We start from the raw sequence: 20,876 nt of genomic DNA, 5'->3' as shown, positions 1-20,876 counted from the left end.
GACTGATGCACGGGGCGGCAGGCAAACCGCAAGCGGCGATTGCCCGAAACCGCCCGCCGCCCTATTTTGCCGGAATGACAAAGACCTCCCTGCCGCCGCTGCGTGCCGCGATCATCCCCGTCACGCCGATCCAGCAGAACTGCACGTTGCTGTGGTGCACCGCGACGATGAAGGCGGCGGTGGTCGATCCCGGCGGCGACCTGCCGCGAATCAAGGCGGCGATCGCGGAGGCGGGCGTGACGGTCGAGAAGATCCTGCTGACGCACGGGCATATCGACCATGCCGGCGAGGCGAAGGCGCTAGCCGACGATCTGGCGGTGCCGATCGAGGGGCCGCACGAGGCCGACCGTTTCTGGCTCCAGCGGCTTGACCAGGACGGGCCGAAATACGGGATCGCCGGCGTCAATTTCGAACCCGACCGGTGGCTGGTCGAGGGCGACCGGGTGTCGGTCGGCGATCTCGTCCTCGATGTCTACGAAACGCCGGGGCATACCGAAGGCCATGTGATCTTCCATCACGCGCCGTCAAAATTCGCGCAGGTCGGCGACGTGCTGTTCCAGGGGTCGGTCGGACGATCGGACATGCCCGGCGGCAATCACCGGGTGCTGCTGTCGTCGATCGTCGAGAAGCTGTGGCCGCTGGGCAGCGACACGAGCTTCATCCCGGGTCACGGCCCCGCGAGCACGTTCGCGCATGAGCGCGCGACGAACCTGTTCGTGAGCGATCGGGCGCTGGCGGCGTAGGTCCCTGTTCCCCCGCGGAGGCGGGAGAACACCGGGAAGCAGACGTCCAACGCGCCAATCACCCCACCCCGGCGAAGGCCGGGGCCCAGTTGGGGGACCAAGATTGGCGGAGGTAGCGCGCCGTTACTGCAACCTTCCCAACTGGACCCCGGCCTTCGCCGGGGTGGTAGCGAATGTGGGTTGAATCCTACTTCCGCTCCCCCGCGCTTTCAGCCCGAACCGACTTGAATTCGGAGTCGTCGCGCCACTCCGGCCAGAGCCGGCTGTTCGCCAGCTTCGTGCCTATCGTCCGGAACAGACCGACATCCTGCGCCGCGCCGCGCAGATCCCAGTCCGCACTCCACGCGTCGCACGTCTGGTGATAGCATTTCATGTAACCGTCGAGCCACGCCTGCCCCGCTGGGCGCCCGCCCGTCACGAGGTCGGACGCACCGCTGATCGCCATCAGCAACAGCGTCGGCACGCCGCGCCGCGCGACCGAGAAATGATCCGCGCGGTAGAACAGCCCCCGTTCGGGGAGCGCTTCGGGGGTTACGACACGGCCCTGCGCCTTCGCCGCATCGCCCAGCATATCCTCCAGGCTGTTCTGGCCCGCGCCGACCAGCAGGACGTCGCGCGCCGGCCCCGCCGTCTGAAGAATGTCGAGCGTCAGGTTGGCGACCGTCTTGGCCGCGGGATAGACCGGTTTCACCGCATAGGTTTCCGACCCGAGCAGCCCCCGCTCCTCCCCGCTCCACAGCGCGAAGACGAGGCTGCGATCGGTGCGCGGCGCGGCGGCAAAGCTGCGGGCGAGGCCGAGCACACCCGCGACGCCGAGCGCGTCGTCATTGGCACCCGGGCGGATCGTGCGCCCCTGCGCATCGGGCGCGCCGACGCCATACGCATCCCAATGCGCCCCGAACATCACCACTTCGTCGGGACGGGTCTTGCCGGGCAGCATCGCCAGCACGTTGCGACTCTCCGCCGTGTCATGACGGACGGGAAGGTCGGTCGTGAACCGCTGCTTCAGCGCGACGGGGCGGAAATCGCTGCGTCGCGCGGCCTTGCGCAACGTGGCGAGGTCCTGACCGGAGGCGGCAAAGAGCCGGGTTGCGGCGGCCCCTTCGATCCACCCCTGCAGCAGCACGCGCGAGGTCGGATCCTCGCGCACGATGTCGTAATTCTCGCCCGCGGGTGCGGTGACCGTCGCCCAGCCATAGCCGGCACCCGGCGTGTCGTGGACGATCAGCGCCGCCACCGCACCGCGCCGCGCGGCCTCCTCGAACTTATAGGTCCAGCGTCCATAATAGGTCATGCGCCGATCGCCGAACCGGCCCTTGGCATCATCGCCCGCCACTGCCTCGAAATCGGGGTCGTTGACCAGGAAGACCGCGACCTTGCCCTTCAGGTCGAGACCCTTGAAGTCGTCCCAGCCACGTTCGGGCGCGGTGACGCCGTAGCCGACAAAGACCATCGGCGCGTCGGCGATCGCGACGCGGTCGACCCCGCGCACCGTGCTGAGATAGACGTCGCGGCCCTGGACCAGTGGCGTTGCCCCGGCACGCACGCTGCCCTGCCCCAGCCGCGTGTGGACCAGCGGCACCGCCTGCGTCCAGCTGCCGTCCGGCCCGCCCGGCGACAGCTTCATCGCCTTGAACTGCGCGATGAGCCAGTCGATCGTCGTGGTTTCGCCCGCGGTTCCCGGTGCCCGGCCCTCGAACGCGTCCGACGCCAGCGTCCTGACGTCAGCGGACAGATGCTCGGGCGAGATGGCGTCCTGCGCCGGGCCGTCCTTCGCAAGGCCGGGCGTCGCGACCGCGAACAGCATCGGCGTGGCGAGGAGGGCGGCGACATTCCGGACGATGCTCATGCGCGACCCTCGATCGGTGCCGTCTGGAACGTCGTGACCGACGGCGTGGCACCGGCCTGATAGGCGATCGCGAGTGCCCAGCCCGCGAGCAGCGCCATCAGCGCCCAGGTCGCGAGTGCGCCACCGGCGCGCGGCAGGTTCGACGTCGTCTTGTCCATGCCGAAGGCGTGCGCGATTCGCGCGACGACGAAAACGACCCCGGCGATCCACAACCAGCGGGGAGATCCGCCGCCCAGCTCGATCAGCGCGAACAGGATCAGGATGAAGGGCGCATATTCGACCAAGTTCGCCTGCGCGCGCATCCGCCCCTGCAGGACCGGATTGCCATTGTCGCCCAGCAGGACATTGTCCTTGAGGCGAGTCGGCACGATCCGGAAGGCCAGCCAGAGATTGATGACCGCGGCCGCGGCGGCGATCGTCAGGGTTACGGGCAGGATCATGCAGCTTATTCCTCGATGTTTCCGGTGTCCGCGGGTCGTGCCACTGTGCCACCATGCTTGCAACGCAGGCGATTATCGCTATAGCGCCACGCTTCGCGATGCGTCAGGCCGTATGGTAGCTCACGCGGCCGACCTTAACAGTCGGTTGCCGACTCCTTCGTCCGGGCCTATCGGAGCCCCGACCTTTATAAAGAACAAGGTGCCGAAATGGCCGTCCCCAAGAGAAAAACCTCGCCCTCCAAGCGCGGCATGCGCCGTGGCCACGATTCGCTGACGATCGCGGCATTTCAGGAGTGCCCGAACTGTGGCGAACTCAAGCGCCCGCACAACCTCTGCACGTCTTGCGGCCATTACAACGGTCGCGAAATCCTTTCGGTCGAGGGCTGAGCCCTTACCTGAGCGAAGGACGTGAGCATGCCCGACAGCGCCTGGATCGCCGTCGATGCGATGGGTGGCGATGACGGGCTGGCGGTAATGCTGGCGGGTGTCGCGCGTGCGCGACGCCAGTTTGACGGCATGCATTTCCTGCTGGTCGGTGACGAAACCGCGATTCGCGACGGGCTGAAAGCCCATCCGAATCTCGAACTCAACTCCGAGATCGTCCACGCCCCCGAGGTGGTTGGCTCGAGCGACAAGCCGAGCCAGGCGATTCGTCGCGCCAAGACGACATCGATGGGCATCGCCATCGATCTCGTCAAAAAGGGGCGTGCCGCAGCCGCGGTCTCGAGCGGCAACACCGGTGCGCTAATGGCGATGGCCAAGCTGTCGCTCAGGACCCTGCCGGGCATTGATCGGCCCGCGCTCGCCGCGCGCCTTCCGACGCTTGGCGACACCGACATGGTGATGCTCGACCTCGGTGCGAATACCGAGTGCGACGCGCGCAACCTCGTCCAGTTCGCGATCATGGGCGGCGCCTATGCACGGACCGCGCTTGATATCGCCCATCCGCGTGTCGCGTTGCTCAATATCGGCAGCGAGGACATGAAAGGCACCGACGAGATTCGCGAGGCCGCCGCCATGCTGCGCGCGACGCCGAAGCTCGACATGGATTTCACCGGCTTCATCGAAGGCGACCGCCTGTCGCGCGGCGATGTCGACGTCGTCGTATGCGACGGCTTTTCGGGCAATATCGCGCTCAAGACCGCCGAGGGCACCGCGCGATTCGTCGCCGACCTGCTCAAGCGCGCATTTCGCAGCTCGGTCCGGTCGAAGCTCGGCTTTCTGATTTCGAAGCCCGCGACCGAACTGCTGCGCGATCATCTCGATCCCAATAATCATAACGGTGCGGTGTTTCTCGGGCTCAACGGCATCGTCGTCAAAAGCCATGGCGGCGCCAATGAGCGCGGCGTGGCGACGGCGATCGGCAATGCCGCCAAGATGGTGAGAAACGACCTCGTCCGCCGGATCAGCGACGATCTGGGCAACGTCAAGGAAGCCGCATGATCCGTTCGGTCATTACCGGCACCGGATCGGCCCTGCCGGTCCGTCGCGTCTCGAATGCGCAGCTGGCGGAACAGGTCGACACCAGCGACGAATGGATCGTCGAGCGCACCGGCATCCGGTTCCGCCATATCGCCGGCGAAGGCGAGACGACCGCGACTCTGGCCGCTGACGCCTGCCGCGCGGCTCTCGCTGCAGCAGGCGTGGACGCGCAGGACATCGACCTGATCGTGCTCGCCACCGCGACGCCCGACCAGACCTTCCCCGCCAGCGCGACCAAGGTGCAGGCGATGCTCGGGATCGACGACTGCGTCGCGTTCGACGTCGCCGCGGTCTGCTCGGGCTTTCTCTACGCGGTCCAGGTCGTCGACAGCATGATCCGCAGCGGCGTCGCCAAGCGCGCGCTGGTGATCGGCGCCGAGACGTTCAGCCGGATTCTCGACTGGGAGGATCGCACGACCTGCGTCCTGTTCGGCGACGGTGCGGGCGCGATCGTGCTCGAGGCGCAGGATACCGCCGATGCGGACGGACGCGGGATCCTGACCACCAAGCTGCACGCCGACGGGCGGCACAATCAGCTTCTCTATGTCGATGGCGGCGTCTCGACCACCGGGACGGTCGGCAAGCTCAGGATGAAGGGCCGCGAGGTGTTTCGTCACGCGGTGACCAACCTCGCCGCCGTCATGACCGAATCACTGGCGATGGCGGGCTTGTCCGCGGACCAGGTCGACTGGGTCGTGCCGCACCAAGCGAATGCCCGGATCCTCGACGCGACCGCGCGCAAGCTGGGCCTTGCCCCCGAGCGCGTCGTCGTCACCGTCGACCAGCATGCCAACACCTCCGCGGCGTCGGTACCGCTCGCGCTCGACGTGGCAGTCCGTGACGGACGGATCCAGCAGGGCCAGATCGTCGTGCTCGAGGCGATGGGTGGCGGCTTTACTTGGGGTGCGGCGGTCATCCGCTTCTAAACGCAACTGAAAGCCAGTTGCAATTTGTCCGATAAAGCTCTTCCGATGATCACGCTGCTTGTGTAGGTACCGCAATGGGTGTGGGAGTTTCGGAATGACAATGACGGGTACGCTGACACGAGCCGATCTAGCCGAATCGCTTCATCGCGAAATCGGACTTTCGCGATCGGATGCTTCAAAAGTCGTCGAACAGATCCTGACCGAGATGTGCGAAGCACTGACCAGCGGGCAGAATGTCAAGATTTCGGGCTTTGGTACGTTCGTTCTGCGCGACAAGGGCGAGCGCATCGGTCGCAACCCCAAGACTGGCGTCGAGGTGCCGATCGCACCGCGCCGCGTGCTGACGTTCCGCGCAAGCCAGATGATGCGCGAACGCATCGTCGGCGCAGGCTGAGGCACGCGATGCCGGACACTTCCGGCAAGGCCAGTACCGCATTCCGGACCATCGGCGAACTGTCGAACGATACCGGCTTGCCACAGCATATCCTGCGCTATTGGGAAACGCGTTTTCCCCAGCTCCGACCGCTCCAGCGTGCCGGGAATCGTCGCTATTATCGCGTCGAGGACGTCGCGCTGGTGCGCCGGATCGACCAGCTGCTCAATCGCGACGGCTATACCGTGCGCGGCGTCCAGCAGCTGCTGGCCGCCGAAAAGGGCGCACCGCCCGCGGTCGCTCCCGAGATCGTTGCGCCCGCCGAGACGCCGATCACGGCACTGCGCGCGATCCGCGACATGCTTGCCGAGGCCCTGGCCGCGGATTGATCCGCATGCCTGCCGGTTCGTCATACTCGCGCGGGCGGGGATGACGATCGATGGCGGTCCCTTACCGTTCGCGGGTCGCGGCGAAGCGGATCTTCGCATAGCGGTCGGCGATGTAGTTCACCTCCCACGCGCTCTTGGCGAGGAACACCGGGTTCCCGTCGCGATCCTTCGCCATCGCGCCGCGGTTGATCTCGGCGAAGGTCTTGAGCTCCTGCGGGTCCTCCGCCGATATCCAGCGCGCGGTCTCGTACGGCGCAGGCTCTAGCCCGGCCGCGACCTTGTACTCCGCGTCGAGACGCGAGAGCAGCACTTCGAGCTGAAGCTGCCCCACCACGCCGATGATCCAGTTCGAGCCGATGTCGGGGTAGAAGACCTGAGTCACCCCCTCCTCGGCCATGTCGTCGAGCGCTTTCCGCAATTGCTTGGTCTTGGTGAAATCCTTCAGCACGACGCGGCGCAGGATTTCGGGCGCGAAGTTCGGCAGGCCGGTGAAGCGGATCGCGGCGCGTTCGCTCAGCGTATCGCCGACGCGCAGCGTGCCGTGGTTGGGGATGCCGATGATGTCGCCGGGGAACGCCTCGTCCGCCAGCTCTCGGTTCTGCGCGAAGAACAGGATCGGCGAGTGGACCGCGATCGGCTTGCCGTGGCCCGTGGGCGTCAGCTTCATGCCGCGCTTGAACACGCCCGAGCACAGCCGCATGAACGCGATCCGGTCGCGGTGGTTGGGATCCATGTTCGCCTGCACCTTGAACACGAAGCCGGTGACTTCGGGCTCGTCGGGGGAGATGGGGGCGGGCTCGGCAGGCTGCGCGCGCGGGGGTGGCGCATAGTCGGCGAGCGCGGCGATCAGCTCGGCGACGCCGAAATCCTTGAGTGCCGAGCCGAAATAGACCGGCGTCAGATTGCCTGCGCGATAGGCGTCGCCGTCGAAGCTCGAATAGCCGCCCTGTGCGAGTTCGGCCTCGTCGGAGAGGCGGACGATCCCTTCGGGGCTGAGGATCTCGGCGAGCTTGGGGTCGTCGATACCGGCGAACGGGATCGCCTTGCCCATGAATTCGCGGCTGTCGCCTTCAGGGCGGCTCAGCGTGTTGGCGTAGAGATCGTACACGCCCTCGAACTCGCCGCCCATGCCGACCGGCCAGCTCATCGGGCAGACGTCGAGCTGAAGCATCTCCGCCACCTCGTCGAGCAGCGAGAACGGGTCGCGCCCCTCGCGATCGACCTTGTTGACGAAGGTGATGATCGGCACGTTGCGCAGGCGGCAGACCTCGAACAGCTTGCGCGTCTGCGGCTCGATGCCCTTGGCGGCGTCGATCACCATGACGGCCGAGTCGACCGCGGTCAGCGTGCGGTAGGTGTCCTCGGAGAAGTCCTCATGGCCCGGCGTGTCGAGCAGGTTGAAGGTGATTCCCTGGCGTTCGAACGTCATTACCGACGACGTGACCGAGATGCCGCGCTGCTGCTCGATCTTCATCCAGTCGGATCGCGCGCGCCGGTTCTGGCCGCGCGCCTTCACCTCGCCCGCAAGATGGATCGCGCCGCCAAAATAGAGCAGCTTCTCGGTCAGCGTGGTCTTGCCGGCATCGGGATGCGAGATGATCGCGAAGGTGCGGCGGGGAAATTGGGTCATGGCGTGGGTCCGGGGAGCCTGTCGCGGCTCGCAAAGAAGGTTGGGCCGGGAGTCCGGCGGTCATGCTGCCGCTCTTGGCAGATGCGGGGGCCGGAGGACAGGGGGCCGTCGCGGCGATAGCTGCTCCCCTCCCCTGAAGGGGAGGGGCTTTTAGCGGAGCAGCGTTACGCGGAGTGCGATGCTCTTTGTGGCGCCTGCAGCGATCTCGAACACGCCGGGCTTGGCGCGGAAGTCGCCGTCATAGCCCTCGGGGTCGGCGATGCCGTGCCACGGCTCGACACAGACATAGGCCGCGCCGGGCTTGGTCCAGAGGCCGAGCATCGGCGTGTCGGGGAAATCGATCCGCAGCTGCGGGCCGGTCTCGGCGCCGTAGGTGACCGAGTCGGACCGGACCGAATCCCAGACCAGCGCATCCTTGGCGAACAGCGCATCGTGCAGAGGCAGCGTCCGTCCCTCCAGCGGCGAGGGCCGCTCCCCCTCCGCGATCGTGCCGTCGTCGGCGATCATGCGCAGCGTGTCGGGCTCGTCGGCCGAGAAGACGATGCGGTGGTCGGCGCGATCCTCCCCGTAAGGCAGCGGCCAGGCGAAGGCGGGGTGGAAACCGAAGCTCGCCGGAAGCGGCTGCGCGGCGGGGTTGGTGATCGCGACGTCGACGCTCAGCGTCGCGTCGACCAGCGCGAACGTCACCGTCAGCCGGAAATCGAACGGATAGACCACACGCGTCTCGGGCGTCGCCTCGAGCGTGAAGGCGACCGATCCCGGCTGCTGCTCGGATACCGCGAACGCCATGCGGCGGGCGAAGCCGTGCTGCTTCATCGAATATTCGGTGCCGTCGACGCGGATCGTGTCGCGGTAGGGGCGACCGACGACGGGGAAGAGGATCGGCGCGTGGCCGGTCCAATAGGCCGGGTCGGCGTCGGTCATCAGCTCGCGGCCGTCTGAGTACTTGAGCGACGTGAGCTCGGCACCCAGTGGGTTGATCTGCGCGGTGAGGTGGTCGTTGGCGATCGTGATCAGGTCGGTCATTGGGGTCCTTCCTTCGTGGTCGAACGCGCGGGTCTTCAAAACGCTCATCGGACAGCCCGCCGGCCCCACCCCGGCGAAGGCCGGGGTCCAGTTGGAAAGGTGGAAGTAACGAGGGACTGTCCGCCGTTACTCCCGTTCCCCAGCTGGGCCCCGGCCTTCGCCGGGGTGGTGTTGGAGGGTGAGGAGACGCTCAGACGCGCAGGCTCGCGCCTTGTTTAGCCGCTGCCGCGACGACCTTGTCCGCGACCGCCTTCAGCTCCTCGTCGGTGAAGCTCTTGGCGGTGGGTTGCAGGACGATCTCGACCGCTACCGACTTGTGGCCGTCCTCGACGCCCTGCCCGGTGAACACGTCGAACACGCGCGCCGAGACGATCGCAGCCTTGTCGGCGCCCTTGACCGCACGGACCAGCGCGTCGGTCGCGAGCGCCGCCGGCACGAGGAACGCGAAGTCGCGGCGGACCGCCTGCAACGCCGGCGGCGTGTAGGCCGGGCGGGCGAAGCCAGAGGCGCGCTTGGGCGGGATCGCGTCGAGATAGACTTCGACCGCAGCGACCGCGCCGTCGAGGTCGAACGCCTTCAGCACCAGCGGATGCAGCATGCCGAAGCTTGCCAGCACCGTCTTCGGCCCAAGCCGGAGCGTGCCCGACTGGCCCGGATGCCAGGCACCACCCGCCTCCCCCATGACCTGGAGATTGTCGACCGGTGCGCCCGAGGCGGCGAGCAGTGCGAGCGCTTCGGCCTTCGCATCATAGGCGTCGAAGCTCGCGGCCTTGCCGTCACGCCAGCCGCGCGGGCGGCGGTCGCCCGCCAGCACCACGCCCAATGTCGCGCGTTCGGCGTCGGCGAGGTAGCGGCGGCCGATCTCGAACAGGCGGACGCTCTGCTGGCCGCGCTTGAGGTTGCGCCCCGTCGCGGCGAGCAGGCCGGGGAGCAGCGAGGGGCGCATGACCTTCAGGTCTTCGCTGATCGGGTTGGCGAGCGTCCAGGCGCCGCCACCGAACGGGGCTGCCTCGGCCTCCGAGAGGAAGCTCCACGTCACCGCTTCGTCGAGGCCGCGGGCGGCAGCGGCGCGACGCGCGCGGCGTTCGAGCTTCTGCTCGGGGGTCGCGGTCGGCTTGGCGACGCCGGGCAGGCGCGGCAGCGGAGTCGAGGGGATGCTGTCGATGCCCTCGATCCGGACGACTTCCTCGACGAGATCGGCGGGGCCGTCGACGTCGCGGCGCCAGCTCGGGACCGTGACCGGCCATTTGCCTTCGATCGTCGAGAACAGCGCGTCGCTGAACGCATCCGCGCTCTTGATCGCACCGATCGTGAAGCCGAGCGACAGCAGCGTACGCGCCTGGCGTTCGGGGGCCACGTGGAGACCGCCGAGGTCTGCACTGAGGCGGGGGTCGTAATGGATCACGCGCGGCTCCGACGGTGCTTCGCCCGAGCGCGTGACGTCACTCGCGGTGCCGCCGCATACGTGGAGCACGAGCGCGGTGGCGATCGCCAGGCCGTCGTCGAGGAACGCCGGATCGACGCCGCGTTCGAAACGGCTGCGCGCGTCGGAGGTGAGCGTGAGCTTCTGGCCGGTGCGCGCGATATGGTCGGGATCGAAATAGGCGCACTCGATCAGCACGTCGGTGGTGTCGGCCGAGACGCCCGAATGCTCGCCGCCCATGATGCCGCCGATGTCGTGCACGGCCACGTCGTCGGCGATGACGGTCATGCTGGCGTCGAGCGTGTAGGTCTTGCCGTTGAGCGCGACGACCTGTTCGCCGTCCTTCGCTTTCCGCGCGACGAGGCCGCCCGACAGCTTGGCGCGGTCATAGACGTGCAGCGGCCGGCCGAGGTCGATCATCAGGTAGTTGGTGATGTCGACAAGTGCGGAGATCGGCTTCTGGCCGATCGCGAGCAGGCTGCGGCGCATCCAGTCGGGAGACTCGCCGTTGGTCACGCCGGTGACGGTCTGAGCGAAAAAGGCGGGGCAGCCTGCGGTGTCGTCGGTGCGGACCGATGGCCCTGCCCCGTCGGTGACGATCGGATCGAAGATCAGCGGCGTGAGCGTGCCCATGCCGGCAGCGGCAAGGTCTCGCGCGATGCCGCGGACGCCCATGCAGTCCTGGCGGTTGGGCGTGATCGCGACATCGATGACGGGGTCGGTCAGCCCGGCATAATCGGGGTACGGCGTGCCGATCGGCGCGTCCTCGGGCAGCTCGATGATGCCGTCATGATCCTCGCCGAGCTCCAGCTCGCGCGTCGAGCACATCATGCCGTTCGATTCGACCCCGCGGATGCTCGCGAGCTTGAGCGTCACGTCGAGGCCGGGGACGTACGCACCCGGCGCCCCGAACACGCCGACCAGCCCGGCGCGCGCGTTTGGCGCACCGCAGACGACCTGGAGCGGGCCGTCACCGGCGTCGACCGAGAGGATCTGCAGCTTGTCGGCCTGCGGATGGCGTTCGGCGCTGAGCACCTTGGCGATTCTGAACGCGGCGAGCTTCTCGCCGGGATTCTCGACGCCTTCGACCTCGAGGCCGATACGCGTGAGCGCGTCGACGATCTGGTCGAGCGTGGCGGTGGTCTCGAGGTGCTGCTTGAGCCAGCTGAGCGTGAACTTCATGCGCCGACTCCTGCCGACAAAGTGGGGACGTCGAGGCTCGAGAAACCATAATGTTTCAGCCAGCGGATATCGCCGTCGAAGAATGGGCGGAGGTCGTCCATGCCGTATTTGAGCATCGCGAGCCGGTCGATGCCGCAGCCGAACGCAAAGCCCTGCCACTCGTCGGGATCGAGCCCGCAGGCCTCGATCACCTTGCGGTGGACCATCCCCGAGCCGAGGATCTCGAGCCAGCCATCGGGCTCCGCGCCGCCGACGACGCGCTTGCCCTTGACCAGCGTGTAGCCGACGTCGATCTCGACCGAGGGTTCGGTGAACGGGAAATAGCTCGGGCGCATTCTGAGGACGATGTCGTCACGCTCGAAGAACGCCTTCACGAACGTCTCGAGCGTCCATTTCAGGTGGCCGAGCGTGATGCCCTTGTCGATCACGAGGCCTTCGACCTGGTGGAACATCGGCGTGTGCGTGGCGTCCGAGTCCGAGCGGTAGGTGCGGCCCGGCGCGATGATGCGGATCGGCGGCTTCTGGCTCAGCATCGTGCGGATCTGGACGGGCGAGGTGTGCGTGCGGAGCAGCGAGAAGGTCGTCTTCTCGTCGGCGGTGCCCGCGGCCTTCGCGTCGATCCCCTGCTGGAGATAGAAGGTGTCATGCATCGCGCGCGCCGGATGCGTCTCGGGGATGTTGAGCGCGGAGAAATTATGCCAGTCGGTCTCGATCTCGGGCCCGGTCGCGACCGCAAAGCCCAGGTCGGCGAAGATCTCGGCGAGTTCGTCCATGACCTGGCTGACCGGGTGGATCGTGCCGGGCATGGGCGCGTCGGCGGGCAGCGTCATGTCGAGCGTTTCGCTGGCGAGCCGCGCGTCGAGCGCGGCGCGTTCGAGCGTCGCTTTGCGCTCTGCGATGCCATTGGCGACGGCTTCGCGAAGACCCTGGATCATCGGGCCCTGCACGAGCCGCTCGTCGGGGGTCATCTTGCCGAGCGTCTTCAGCAGCGCGGTGATCGTGCCCTGCTTGCCGAGCGCCTCGACCCGGCACGCCTCCAGCGCGTCGAGGCCGGATGCCGCGGCGATCGCCGCCAACATGTGTTCGCGCATCTGGTTCAGGTCTTGCGTCACGTCATACTCCCAGGGCGGGTTCGGTCGGCAGATCGGGTAGGCGGGGCAGCCCCAGACCGATACCCAGATCGTCCCAATTTTCGTTGCGCGCTTCGATCAGTTCGATCTTCCACGCTCTTCGCCACTCCTTCAGCCGCTTCTCGCGAACGATCGCGGCCTCCATCGTGTCGAACATCTCGTAATAGGCGAGACGCCTGATGCCGTACCGGTGAGTGAAGCCGGGGATCAACCCCTCGCGGTGCTGAACCAGCCGCGCGAGCAGATTTGAGGTGACGCCGACATAGAGCGTTCCGTGGCGGCGGGAGGCGAGGATGTAGACGCAGGGCTGGAAGGTTTCGCGCATTTCTGGTGCTCCCCCGTTTGCGCCCGCCTCTGGCGTCCTTAGCTCCGTCATCCCGGCGGACGCCGGGACCCATGGTTGCGGGCCGGGTGATGGTAGCACGTTATCGCCGGGTCCGCCGTAACCGTGGGTCCCGGCGTTCGCCGGGATGACGGAAGGGAGGCGTTCGCCGGGATGACGGAGGGGGCGGGTGCTCCGCATCGTTGAATTGCGCTCCGCCCCAGACGCGAAAAAGGGCGCCGGTGGTTTCCCACCGGCGCCCTTTTCAAACCTAACCTCAGTCGCGAATTACGCGGCCTGGGGAAGTGCTGCCTTCGCCTGTGCGACGATCGCGCTGAAGGCTGCGCCCTCGTGCATGGCGATGTCGGCCAGGACCTTCCGGTCGAGTTCGATACCCGCCAGCTTCACGCCGTGCATGAACTGCGAATAGGTCAGACCCTCGGCGCGGACGCCGGCGTTGATGCGCTGGATCCACAGGCCACGGAAGGTGCGCTTCTTAACCTTGCGGTCACGATATGCGTACTGTCCGGCCTTTTCGACGGCCTGACGGGCGATGCGGATGGTGTTCTTGCGACGGCCATAATAGCCCTTCGCCTGAACCAAAATACGCTTGTGCTTGGCGCGGGTGGTAACACCCCGTTTTACGCGTGCCATTGTCTAATTCCTTCTCAGCTCAACGCAGGCCGTAAGGCGCCCAGGCCTTCACTGCTGCGGTATCGGCCTTGGACAGCAGCTTGGTGCCGCGGTTCTGACGGATGTACTTGCCGTTGTGATGCGCCAGACGGTGACGCTTGCCGGCGACGCCGTGCTTGAGCAGGCCGGTGGCGGTGAGCTTGAAGCGCTTCTTGACGCCGCTCTTGGTCTTCAGCTTGGGCATTTTTATCCTTTCGGTTACGAAGGAAAACGCTGAAATCGCCGCGGCAGCCCACACTGGCCGGGCGATTCGTCGAACGCGCATCCCTTCGAGGAAGCGGGGCCGATACCCGCATCGGTCCGAAATCTCAAGTCGCATTCCCGGATTAATGCGGCATCCGACCATAGTGGAACCGCTACGCCCGCCATGCGATAGGCTTATCATGGACGCCAGCCCGACGCAGCCGATCGACGCCCCCCCGCCCGCCGCGGCGCAGAAGAGGCGCAAACGGCGGATCCTGCGCAACATTCTGATCGGGATCGTCGCGGTGATCGCCGCCATCTGGCTGGTACTCTACATCACCAAGGGTCGCTTCCTGAAGCATCCGTTCGAGCGGATCGTCGGGTCGATGACCCACCGGACGGTGACCGTCGGCGGCGATTTCCAGCTCTATTTCGCGCCGTTCCGAATCAAATTCTATGCCGAGCGCTTCACGCTCTCCAACTCCGACTGGGCGAGCCGGCCCAACCTGTTCCAGGCGGACAAGCTCGACACGCGGATCGCGCCGCTGTCGCTGATCTTCGGCAAGCGGCGGCTCTACTGGCTCGATCTGGTCAACGGCGCGGTCGATCTCGAATGGAATGCCGCGCATACCGCCAACAGCTGGACGTTCAGCGACAAGAAGGGCGGCGAGCCGCTCGAATTCCCGCGGATCGACGTGGCGACGGTGACGGGGACGAGCGTGCGCTATCTCGACCCGCGGATGCGCGTGCTCGCCAATCTCGACGTCGCCGACATCCGCTCGGTCGATGCGACGATCGGCCGCGCGGTCGGCCTCAAGGGCACCGGCCGGCTGCGCGAGACGCCGTTCACGGTGACCGCGCAGCTGCTGTCGCCCGACGCGACCGCCAATCGGGGACAGAACAAGCTGGTCGCGCGGATGCGCGCGGCGGGCAACGTGATCGACGTCGCCGGCACGCTGCCGAGCATCGCGGACGTCGAGAACGTGCCGCTCGCGGTGACCGCGCGCGGCGCCAACCTGTCGACCCTGCTCGGCGTGATCGACGTCGCGATCCCGAACACACGCACCTATCGGCTGCGCGGGCAGCTCGTGAAACAGGGCGAGGAATATCATTTCACGCGGATCACCGGCGTGGCGGGGAAGACCGATCTGGCGGGCAAGCTGACGATCACCAATGGCGAACGCATCCATCTCGATTCGGTGCTGGCGACCAAGAGCCTCGACATCGTCGATGCCGCGCCGTTCATCGGCTACAATCCCGACATCGTCGAAAGCCGCGGCGCGGTGGCGGCCGCCGCTGCGACCGGCGCGGGCGCGCAACGCCTGTTGCCCGATGGGAATTTCCCGGTAGAGACGATGCAGATCTTCGATGCCGACCTGAAATGGACGATCGGCGTGGTCCGGTCGAAGAACATTCCGATCTCGAACGTCGACCTGACGCTCGACCTCGAGCGCGGGCGGCTGGCGCTGTCGCCGCTGACGTTTGCGATGGCGCGCGGCAATGTCGCCTCCGACGCAGTCTTCGACACGCGATCGCGGCCGAGCGCGGTGTCCTACGACATTCGCCTCGCACCGACGCCTATGGGGCGGTTGCTCAAGGGCTATGGGCTTGCCGAGGCGGGGACGACCGGGACGATCAAGGGGCGGATCAAGCTCGACGGGCGCGGCGATTCGATCCATGATTCGCTAGCCTCGTCACGCGGCCGGATCGCGTTCGTGATGCCGTCGGGCGCACTGTCGGTGCGCAACGTCCAGCTCGCCGAGCTCGACATCGGCACGTTCGCGCAGCGCATGTTCCAGGGCAAGCTCGACGAGCCGGTCCAGGTCAATTGCGGCCTGATCGGCTTTACCGTGCGCGGCGGCGTGGCGGCGGCGGACCCGATCCTGATCGACACGAAGAAGAACGTGATCGTCGGGCGCGGCGGGTTCAGCTTCCGCAACGAGGCAGTTGACCTCGCCTTCCGCGCCGATTCGAAGAAGTTCAGCCTGTTTGCGGGCCAGTCGCCGGTCGGGTTCGGCGGCGTGTTCGCGGCACCGAAGATGAGCGTGGTGTCGAAGGACCTGCTCGCCCGCGTCGGCACCGGGCTGGGCCTCGCGCTGGTGGCGACGCCGGTCGCGGGTGTGCTCGCGTTCGTCGATGTCGGCGATGCGAAGGCCACCGCGTGCGGCCCGGTGCTGGCCGGCGCGACCGCCAAGGCGCAGCGGACGACCAAGGGCGAGACGCGCGACGATGTCGGCCGCGGGACGACCGCCAAGGGCGAGGACGGCAAGGCGTCCGAGGCGGAGAAGAAGGGGCAGAAGAAGAAGTTTCTGGGGATCTTCTAAGGGCGGCGGCTTTGGTCGCAGCCGCGCCGCGCACCCCACCTTGCCGGCCCCAACCCTCCCGTCACCCCGGCGAACGCCGGGGCCCATGGTTTCGGCCAGCGCGGTTAGCGACCGTTCCGTGTCCGTGGGTCCCGGCTTTCGCCGGGATGACGGATATCAGGCTGGGTGCGAGGCGTAACGCCCGCCTTCCCACCAAGACGCTCTCAGTGGTCGTGACCGCCATGGTCATGCGCATCACCCGCGATCCGGTGCATCGCCTCGAGCACGTCGTCCAGCCGCGCCGGATCGCCGATCGCGAGCACATGGCCTTCGCTCGCCGCGGTCAGCGGGTCGCCGTTCCAGTCGCACATCATCCCGCCGGCGCCTTCGACGACCGGGACCAGCGCAGCGAAATCGTAGAGCTGGAGACCCGATTCGCAGACGACGTCGAGATGCCCGCTCGCGAGCAGCCCGTAATTATAGCAGTCGCCGCCATAGACCGGCCCCTGGCGCGGATTGCCGCCCGAGATAGCCGCGACGAGCGCTAGGTAATGCGGGACGTCAGCCTCGCCGAACAGATGCGGGCTGGTCGTCGCGATCGTCGATCCCGCAAGCTCGCGGCAGACCCGGGTGCGCACCGGCACGCCGTTCAGAGTTGTCGAACGCCCCGCGACGCCGACCCAGCGTTCGCGCTGGACCGGCTGGTCGATGATCCCGAGCACCGGCCAGCCATCCTCGACCAGCGCGATCAGCGTGCCGAAGATCGCGCGGCCGACGGTGAAGCTGCGCGTGCCGTCGATCGGGTCGAGCACCCATTTGCGGTTGGTGACACCGGTCTTCTCGCCAAATTCCTCGCCGACGATGCCGTCGCCCGAGCGTTCGGCGTCGAGCAGCCGGCGCATCGCCGATTCGGCCTCGCGGTCGGCGCGGGTGACGGGGGACTGGTCGTCCTTGATCTCGACGCCGTGCTCGTGGCGGAAATAGGGTCGGATGACGTGGCCCGCGGCATCCGCGAGGCGGTGCGCGAGGTCGATATCGGCTTGGGTCACTGGCATGTGCCCTGCCTATCGAGCCTGTACGGCGCGGGCAATGGACGGATGCCGCGAGCGGGCGTACGTCATTGCGATCATACCGGAGTATAGCCCCATGCGCCTCGTCCCGACCCTTGCCGCCCTCCTCCTCGCCACCCCCGCAGTCGCGGCGCTCGCGCCCGGCGCCAAGGCGCCCGACTTCACCACGCGCGGCGCGATCGCCGGCAAGGTGTTCACGGTCCACCTCGCCGAACAGCTGAAGAAGGGCCCCGTCGTGCTCTACTTCTTCCCCGCGGCCTATACCGGTGGCTGCAATGCCGAGGCGCATGCCTTTGCCGAGGCGGTCCCCGCGTTCAAGAAGGCCGGCGCGACGGTGATCGGCATGTCGGCGGACAACGTCGAGACGCTGAGCAAATTCTCGGCGGAGAAATGCGCGGGCAAGTTCGCGGTCGCAAGTGCAGGGCCGAAGGTCGTCGCGGGCTATGACGTCGCGCTCGGCAAGCAAGTGATGGGACGCAATGTCACGAAGCGCACCAGTTACGTGATCGGCCGCGACGGCCGGGTCGCCTTTGTTCACGACGACATGAACCCGGCCGAGCATGTTAGTTCGACGCTGGCCGCAGTCGAGACGCTTAACCGCCGATAGGCTTGCAAATCGTCACGCGTTGCTAACCTTTGTCGTTCTATTCCGGGGGCGAAACGGGGGCAAATGACATGCGGGACGCGCAGGGCGCACAACAGGTGAGCACGGAGGACCTGTTCGACCAGATCGGCCGATTCCTCCGTAAGCACCGGTTGCGTCCGGATCCGTCGCATTATGCGTTCGCGCATGCCGTGCTGTCGGCACCCGACGGCCCGCTCGCGGCGCAGGTTGCGCAATTGACCGAGGGCGGCGTCCGGCTGCTGCGCAGGGATATCGAGGCGCTTGGCGGACAGGTCACCGAGCCCTCTGCGGTGGTCGATCACGACGGCCCGTGCGATCCCGCGCAACGCGAAGGGCAGGCGGACCGGCTGGTCGCCGAGACGCAGGAGTATGTCGACGGGTTCGCGACGATCATGCACAGCATCCACGCCGAGACCCGCGGCTTCGGCCATGACCTGGCGGAAAGCGCGGCAGCGATCACGACCTCGCCGGGACTAGCCGAGATCGACGAGATCACGCGGATCACCACCGCGATGATCGGCCGGATCCGTGAGTCGGAGGTGCGGCTGGCCAAGGCGAAGCACGAGACCGACGTCCTGCGCGCCAAGCTGATCGAAGCGCGCGACAGCGCACGACGCGACACGCTGACCGGCCTGCCCAACCGACGCGCGTTCGACGAGGCGTTCGGCGCACGCGACGCGGACAAGGGCCCCTATTGCCTGGCGGTATGCGACGTCGACCGGTTCAAGCGAGTCAACGACGCGTTCGGCCACGGCGTCGGCGACCGGGTGCTGACCGCGATCGGCCAGATGATCGCGGCGGGGTGCGAGGGGCATCTCGTCGTGCGGCACGGCGGCGAGGAGTTTGCGGTGCTGTTGTGCGGCGTCAGCCTGAGCGACGCCGCGCGCCTGCTCGATTCGGTCCGCGCAATCGTCGCCGCCAAACGCTTCCGCAACCGCGAGACCGATTCGCCGCTCGGCCAGATCACCTTCTCTGCAGGCGTAACCGCGATCCACGCGGACGAAGCCGCCGAGAGCGCGTTCGCCCGCGCCGACCGGCTCCTCTACACTGCCAAGGGCGACGGGCGCGACCGGATCTGCGCCGCCTGATCCTCGCGGCGGTCCGCGGCACCGATCCTTGGCGCCGTTCACCGGATAAGTGTGGCGCAAAATCCCAACTGCTGCGTGCCTGCAGCGAAAAACCGCGCTAATTCAGCCGGATACGGAACTGGCACGGGGTGTGCAAAGCAGGGGATATCGGCAGCCGGATGGTCCGGACGCCGCCATCACCGAAGGGAAGCCACCATGTCCTCGATCCATTTCGAATCCGCCAAGCGCATCCTCCTCTCGTTCGCCGGGGCGCTGGTCTTCGCCGGCATCGCGATCAGCGCAGCGACGCCGATCATCCCGATCGCGTGATCTGGCCTGACTGCGGAGACTGCATCATGCTTCGTCATCTCCATCTCGCCCAATCGCGGCCCGATCGGGCGCGGGACCCCGGCCTGCTCGTCTGCATCGTCGCCTTCTCGACCACCGTCCTGCTGATCGCGACCCACGCCGCAGCGTTCGCCTGACCGGCAGCGTGGCGGATCCCTGCCCGCCAGGCGCGGATCGCGGTCAGGCCGGCATGGCCGATGAAGCAGGGCCGACGGGCGCGGCCTCCTCGCGCGAATAGGTCCCGATCAGCAACCCCGCCGCGAGCACATGTCCCGACATCGCCTCGACCAGCGCGGTGCGGCCCGGTGACACGCCTGGATCGCCCAGCGCCGCATCGAGCGCGAAAAGCTGGAAGGCATAACGATGTTCGCCATGCCCGGTCGGCGGATCGGGCGGCAGCCAGCCTTCGCGTAGATAGGAATTGCGCCCGACATCGCCGTCGGGCGTCCCTGCGCCGTCGGCCGTGATCGCGCCCTCGGCCAGTCGCAGCCGATCGGCAGCGATATGCCAGACAATCGCGTGAACCAGCGGTTGCGGCGTCGGCGCATCCGCATCCTCGACGATCAGCGCGAGTGCGGCGGTGCCCGCAGGCGGCGCGCTCCAGAGGAGCGGCGGCGACACCCCGTCACCATCGGCGGTGAACCGGGGCGGCAACCGCCCCTCATGCGCAAAGGCGGGGCTGGTCAGGTCGAGCGTCGCGAACCCCGTGCCGGCCTGCGCGCCCGACCCGAGACCGGACCGGGCGATCACCAACGCGTCGGCACCAGCGCGCAATCCTTTAAGTGCGTGGCCGAGCCAGGCAGGCATGTGTTCAAGCATTGTTACCCTCCGAAGGACAGGCGCCAGGGCGCAGGACCGGTGCGCCATCGGCATACCAGCGGCTCTGATCGCGCATCGTGCCGGCATCGTGATAACAGGCCTGCGCTGTCCCACCCGCCGGATCGATCGCGACCATCCAGTTGTGATCGCCGCAGTTATGCGCCTCGCACCCCCAGGAGGCGATGCGCCTGCCCCGTTGGAAGATCGGCGTCTGCGGCCCCGAACGCCCACGGATCAGCAACCGCAGCCGGGCATCGTCGACCACCGCGAGCAACCCGCCGGCCACCTCGGTGCGATCGAAGAAATCGACGCCATCGACCGCGTCATGCGGATATTTGCCGACATAGGCGGTGAGCGGCGTGGTCTGCGCCTGCCCCGCCACGGGGGTCGGCGTCCGCGTGGCAGGCGGCGTGAAATTCGTAACCGCAGCGGTCTGCTGGGAATCGTCGCCCGCACTGCAGCCTGACAGGGCCATGGCAAGCATTGCCATCCCCGCACGCAGCGACAGGGTAATCGGCGCAGCCCCGGATCCGATATGCATCGCAGCCCCCTCATGCTCTTTTCATCCCAACGCGCCGACTGGGCCGAGGTTGCCCGCGATGCCCGCACTGCCGGGGCGACTCGATGATCCGAATCTACGGGTATGCGCGAGCGCAAGCGTGTATCGTCGCCGTCCCGGGGCGCTCCGCCCCGCCGGAAGGGCAGCATCATGGCCAAGAGCCAGAAGAAATCGAACAAGGAAGTCCGCAAGCCCAAGGCCGAGAAGGAGCCCAAGGCGAACGCGTCGAACCCGACGACCAAGGGCAAGCCCGTCGAGATGACGACGCTCAAGTGATCCGGCACGAAACAGGAC

At 67.2% G+C, this 20,876-nt stretch carries 23 protein-coding genes; 11 read left to right on the top strand and 12 right to left on the bottom strand.

All coding sequences use genetic code 11. The features are described 5' to 3' along the window. The first annotated feature begins 74 nt into the window (after window positions 1–74). Entirely contained in the window at window positions 75–743 is a 669-nt protein-coding gene (locus IFT54_RS02055; RefSeq protein WP_031394761.1) for an MBL fold metallo-hydrolase, read from the top strand. Between the two features lie 187 nt (window positions 744–930). On the opposite strand, the gene IFT54_RS02050 is transcribed toward IFT54_RS02055, so the two are convergent. Both IFT54_RS02050 and IFT54_RS02045 read right to left on the bottom strand, forming a co-directional pair. Next, window positions 931–2,550 carry a M28 family metallopeptidase gene (locus IFT54_RS02050; RefSeq protein WP_192069684.1) on the bottom strand — a complete coding sequence of 540 codons (1,620 nt, stop codon included), beginning with the start codon at window positions 2,548–2,550 and terminating at the stop codon, window positions 931–933. A gap of 38 nt (window positions 2,551–2,588) precedes the next feature. Beyond that, on the bottom strand, window positions 2,589–3,032 hold the full coding sequence (locus IFT54_RS02045) for an MAPEG family protein (protein WP_192069423.1): 444 nt from the start codon (window positions 3,030–3,032) through the stop codon (window positions 2,589–2,591). A 207-nt stretch (window positions 3,033–3,239) separates the two neighbouring features. Here IFT54_RS02045 and rpmF point away from each other — a divergent pair, with 207 nt between their 5' ends. The 5 genes from rpmF (at window position 3,240) to IFT54_RS02020 (ending at window position 6,202) form a co-directional block, all read left to right on the top strand. Beyond that, window positions 3,240–3,419: a 50S ribosomal protein L32 gene (gene rpmF / locus IFT54_RS02040; RefSeq protein ID WP_031438822.1), complete on the top strand. Its 180-nt coding sequence runs from the start codon at window positions 3,240–3,242 to the stop codon at window positions 3,417–3,419. Window positions 3,420–3,446: 27 nt separating this feature from the next. Further along, complete coding sequence (plsX, locus tag IFT54_RS02035) at window positions 3,447–4,475, top strand: phosphate acyltransferase PlsX (RefSeq protein ID WP_031395324.1); 1,029 nt, start codon at window positions 3,447–3,449, stop codon at window positions 4,473–4,475. Next, window positions 4,472–5,440, top strand: a complete 969-nt coding sequence (locus IFT54_RS02030; RefSeq protein WP_031395325.1) for a beta-ketoacyl-ACP synthase III — start codon at window positions 4,472–4,474, stop codon at window positions 5,438–5,440. Before plsX ends, IFT54_RS02030 begins: the two co-directional genes overlap by 4 nt. A 94-nt stretch (window positions 5,441–5,534) precedes the next feature. Beyond that, a complete protein-coding gene (locus IFT54_RS02025) occupies window positions 5,535–5,834 on the top strand; it encodes an integration host factor subunit alpha (protein ID WP_031395326.1) in 300 nt (99 codons plus the stop codon). 8 nt (window positions 5,835–5,842) lie between these two features. Next, complete coding sequence (locus tag IFT54_RS02020) at window positions 5,843–6,202, top strand: MerR family transcriptional regulator (protein ID WP_192069422.1); 360 nt, start codon at window positions 5,843–5,845, stop codon at window positions 6,200–6,202. 61 nt (window positions 6,203–6,263) lie between these two features. On the opposite strand, the gene IFT54_RS02015 is transcribed toward IFT54_RS02020, so the two are convergent. The 7 genes from IFT54_RS02015 to rpmI form a co-directional block, all read right to left on the bottom strand. Further along, window positions 6,264–7,832 (bottom strand): peptide chain release factor 3, encoded by a 1,569-nt coding sequence (locus tag IFT54_RS02015; protein ID WP_192069421.1) that lies wholly within the window; start codon window positions 7,830–7,832, stop codon window positions 6,264–6,266. Between the two features lie 150 nt (window positions 7,833–7,982). After that, window positions 7,983–8,858 (bottom strand): aldose 1-epimerase family protein, encoded by an 876-nt coding sequence (locus IFT54_RS02010; protein WP_192069420.1) that lies wholly within the window; start codon window positions 8,856–8,858, stop codon window positions 7,983–7,985. A 190-nt stretch (window positions 8,859–9,048) separates the two neighbouring features. Beyond that, a complete protein-coding gene (pheT, locus tag IFT54_RS02005) occupies window positions 9,049–11,463 on the bottom strand; it encodes a phenylalanine--tRNA ligase subunit beta (protein ID WP_192069419.1) in 2,415 nt (804 codons plus the stop codon). Continuing rightward, a complete protein-coding gene (gene pheS, locus IFT54_RS02000) occupies window positions 11,460–12,554 on the bottom strand; it encodes a phenylalanine--tRNA ligase subunit alpha (RefSeq protein WP_031439311.1) in 1,095 nt (364 codons plus the stop codon). Before pheS ends, pheT begins: the two co-directional genes overlap by 4 nt. A gap of 22 nt (window positions 12,555–12,576) precedes the next feature. Continuing rightward, the gene (locus tag IFT54_RS01995; RefSeq protein ID WP_031395287.1) at window positions 12,577–12,918 is read right to left on the bottom strand and encodes a GIY-YIG nuclease family protein; all 342 of its coding nucleotides are present in this window, start codon (window positions 12,916–12,918) and stop codon (window positions 12,577–12,579) included. A gap of 285 nt (window positions 12,919–13,203) precedes the next feature. After that, window positions 13,204–13,569, bottom strand: a complete 366-nt coding sequence (rplT, locus tag IFT54_RS01990) for a 50S ribosomal protein L20 (RefSeq protein WP_031395288.1) — start codon at window positions 13,567–13,569, stop codon at window positions 13,204–13,206. A gap of 19 nt (window positions 13,570–13,588) precedes the next feature. Continuing rightward, on the bottom strand, window positions 13,589–13,792 hold the full coding sequence (rpmI, locus tag IFT54_RS01985) for a 50S ribosomal protein L35 (RefSeq protein ID WP_031395289.1): 204 nt from the start codon (window positions 13,790–13,792) through the stop codon (window positions 13,589–13,591). 199 nt (window positions 13,793–13,991) lie between these two features. On the opposite strand from rpmI, the gene IFT54_RS01980 reads away from it, so the two are divergent. Continuing rightward, window positions 13,992–16,115, top strand: coding sequence for an AsmA family protein (locus IFT54_RS01980; RefSeq protein ID WP_192069418.1), 2,124 nt, complete (start codon window positions 13,992–13,994; stop codon window positions 16,113–16,115). A 203-nt stretch (window positions 16,116–16,318) separates the two neighbouring features. Here the strand turns inward: IFT54_RS01980 and IFT54_RS01975 are convergent, their stop codons facing one another. Next, window positions 16,319–17,149, bottom strand: a complete 831-nt coding sequence (locus tag IFT54_RS01975) for an inositol monophosphatase family protein (protein WP_192069417.1) — start codon at window positions 17,147–17,149, stop codon at window positions 16,319–16,321. A gap of 91 nt (window positions 17,150–17,240) precedes the next feature. Between IFT54_RS01975 and IFT54_RS01970 the strand changes: the two genes are divergently transcribed. From IFT54_RS01970 to IFT54_RS20675, 3 genes are all read left to right on the top strand, one after another. Continuing rightward, a complete protein-coding gene (locus tag IFT54_RS01970; RefSeq protein ID WP_056673387.1) occupies window positions 17,241–17,771 on the top strand; it encodes a peroxiredoxin in 531 nt (176 codons plus the stop codon). Window positions 17,772–17,866: 95 nt separating this feature from the next. After that, entirely contained in the window at window positions 17,867–18,877 is a 1,011-nt protein-coding gene (locus tag IFT54_RS01965; protein ID WP_311724103.1) for a GGDEF domain-containing protein, read from the top strand. A 335-nt stretch (window positions 18,878–19,212) separates the two neighbouring features. Further along, a complete protein-coding gene (locus IFT54_RS20675) occupies window positions 19,213–19,341 on the top strand; it encodes a hypothetical protein (protein ID WP_274604119.1) in 129 nt (42 codons plus the stop codon). A 43-nt stretch (window positions 19,342–19,384) separates the two neighbouring features. Here IFT54_RS20675 and IFT54_RS01960 read toward each other — a convergent pair whose 3' ends face one another. Next, entirely contained in the window at window positions 19,385–20,023 is a 639-nt protein-coding gene (locus IFT54_RS01960; RefSeq protein WP_056673382.1) for a YbhB/YbcL family Raf kinase inhibitor-like protein, read from the bottom strand. Continuing rightward, window positions 20,016–20,564: a hypothetical protein gene (locus tag IFT54_RS01955; RefSeq protein ID WP_192069416.1), complete on the bottom strand. Its 549-nt coding sequence runs from the start codon at window positions 20,562–20,564 to the stop codon at window positions 20,016–20,018. The genes IFT54_RS01960 and IFT54_RS01955 overlap by 8 nt, the downstream gene beginning before the upstream one ends. Before the next feature lie 168 nt (window positions 20,565–20,732). On the opposite strand from IFT54_RS01955, the gene IFT54_RS20670 reads away from it, so the two are divergent. Beyond that, window positions 20,733–20,858 carry a hypothetical protein gene (locus tag IFT54_RS20670; RefSeq protein WP_260171387.1) on the top strand — a complete coding sequence of 42 codons (126 nt, stop codon included), beginning with the start codon at window positions 20,733–20,735 and terminating at the stop codon, window positions 20,856–20,858. Window positions 20,859–20,876 lie beyond the last annotated feature (18 nt).

The sequence above is a fragment of the Sphingomonas sp. CFBP 13714 genome (assembly GCF_014842205.1).
Taxonomy (GTDB): Bacteria; Pseudomonadota; Alphaproteobacteria; order Sphingomonadales; family Sphingomonadaceae; genus Sphingomonas; species Sphingomonas aerolata.
This window is presented reverse-complemented; position numbering and strand designations above follow the sequence as displayed.

Excerpts from the sequence above, each read along its gene's own strand:
- IFT54_RS02055 (WP_031394761.1), top strand. The coding sequence starts at position 75 with ATGACAAAGACCTCCCTGCCGCCGCTGCGTGCCGCGATCATCCCCGTC.
- IFT54_RS02050 (WP_192069684.1), bottom strand. The coding sequence starts at position 2,550 with ATGCTGTTCGCGGTCGCGACGCCCGGCCTTGCGAAGGACGGCCCGGCG.
- IFT54_RS02045 (WP_192069423.1), bottom strand. The coding sequence starts at position 3,032 with ATGATCCTGCCCGTAACCCTGACGATCGCCGCCGCGGCCGCGGTCATC.
- rpmF (WP_031438822.1), top strand. The coding sequence starts at position 3,240 with ATGGCCGTCCCCAAGAGAAAAACCTCGCCCTCCAAGCGCGGCATGCGC.
- plsX (WP_031395324.1), top strand. The coding sequence starts at position 3,447 with ATGCCCGACAGCGCCTGGATCGCCGTCGATGCGATGGGTGGCGATGAC.
- IFT54_RS02030 (WP_031395325.1), top strand. The coding sequence starts at position 4,472 with ATGATCCGTTCGGTCATTACCGGCACCGGATCGGCCCTGCCGGTCCGT.
- IFT54_RS02025 (WP_031395326.1), top strand. The coding sequence starts at position 5,535 with ATGACAATGACGGGTACGCTGACACGAGCCGATCTAGCCGAATCGCTT.
- IFT54_RS02020 (WP_192069422.1), top strand. The coding sequence starts at position 5,843 with ATGCCGGACACTTCCGGCAAGGCCAGTACCGCATTCCGGACCATCGGC.
- IFT54_RS02015 (WP_192069421.1), bottom strand. The coding sequence starts at position 7,832 with ATGACCCAATTTCCCCGCCGCACCTTCGCGATCATCTCGCATCCCGAT.
- IFT54_RS02010 (WP_192069420.1), bottom strand. The coding sequence starts at position 8,858 with ATGACCGACCTGATCACGATCGCCAACGACCACCTCACCGCGCAGATC.
- pheT (WP_192069419.1), bottom strand. The coding sequence starts at position 11,463 with ATGAAGTTCACGCTCAGCTGGCTCAAGCAGCACCTCGAGACCACCGCC.
- pheS (WP_031439311.1), bottom strand. The coding sequence starts at position 12,554 with ATGCGCGAACACATGTTGGCGGCGATCGCCGCGGCATCCGGCCTCGAC.
- IFT54_RS01995 (WP_031395287.1), bottom strand. The coding sequence starts at position 12,918 with ATGCGCGAAACCTTCCAGCCCTGCGTCTACATCCTCGCCTCCCGCCGC.
- rplT (WP_031395288.1), bottom strand. The coding sequence starts at position 13,569 with ATGGCACGCGTAAAACGGGGTGTTACCACCCGCGCCAAGCACAAGCGT.
- rpmI (WP_031395289.1), bottom strand. The coding sequence starts at position 13,792 with ATGCCCAAGCTGAAGACCAAGAGCGGCGTCAAGAAGCGCTTCAAGCTC.
- IFT54_RS01980 (WP_192069418.1), top strand. The coding sequence starts at position 13,992 with ATGGACGCCAGCCCGACGCAGCCGATCGACGCCCCCCCGCCCGCCGCG.
- IFT54_RS01975 (WP_192069417.1), bottom strand. The coding sequence starts at position 17,149 with ATGCCAGTGACCCAAGCCGATATCGACCTCGCGCACCGCCTCGCGGAT.
- IFT54_RS01970 (WP_056673387.1), top strand. The coding sequence starts at position 17,241 with ATGCGCCTCGTCCCGACCCTTGCCGCCCTCCTCCTCGCCACCCCCGCA.
- IFT54_RS20675 (WP_274604119.1), top strand. The coding sequence starts at position 19,213 with ATGCTTCGTCATCTCCATCTCGCCCAATCGCGGCCCGATCGGGCGCGG.
- IFT54_RS01960 (WP_056673382.1), bottom strand. The coding sequence starts at position 20,023 with ATGCTTGAACACATGCCTGCCTGGCTCGGCCACGCACTTAAAGGATTG.
- IFT54_RS01955 (WP_192069416.1), bottom strand. The coding sequence starts at position 20,564 with ATGCATATCGGATCCGGGGCTGCGCCGATTACCCTGTCGCTGCGTGCG.
- IFT54_RS20670 (WP_260171387.1), top strand. The coding sequence starts at position 20,733 with ATGGCCAAGAGCCAGAAGAAATCGAACAAGGAAGTCCGCAAGCCCAAG.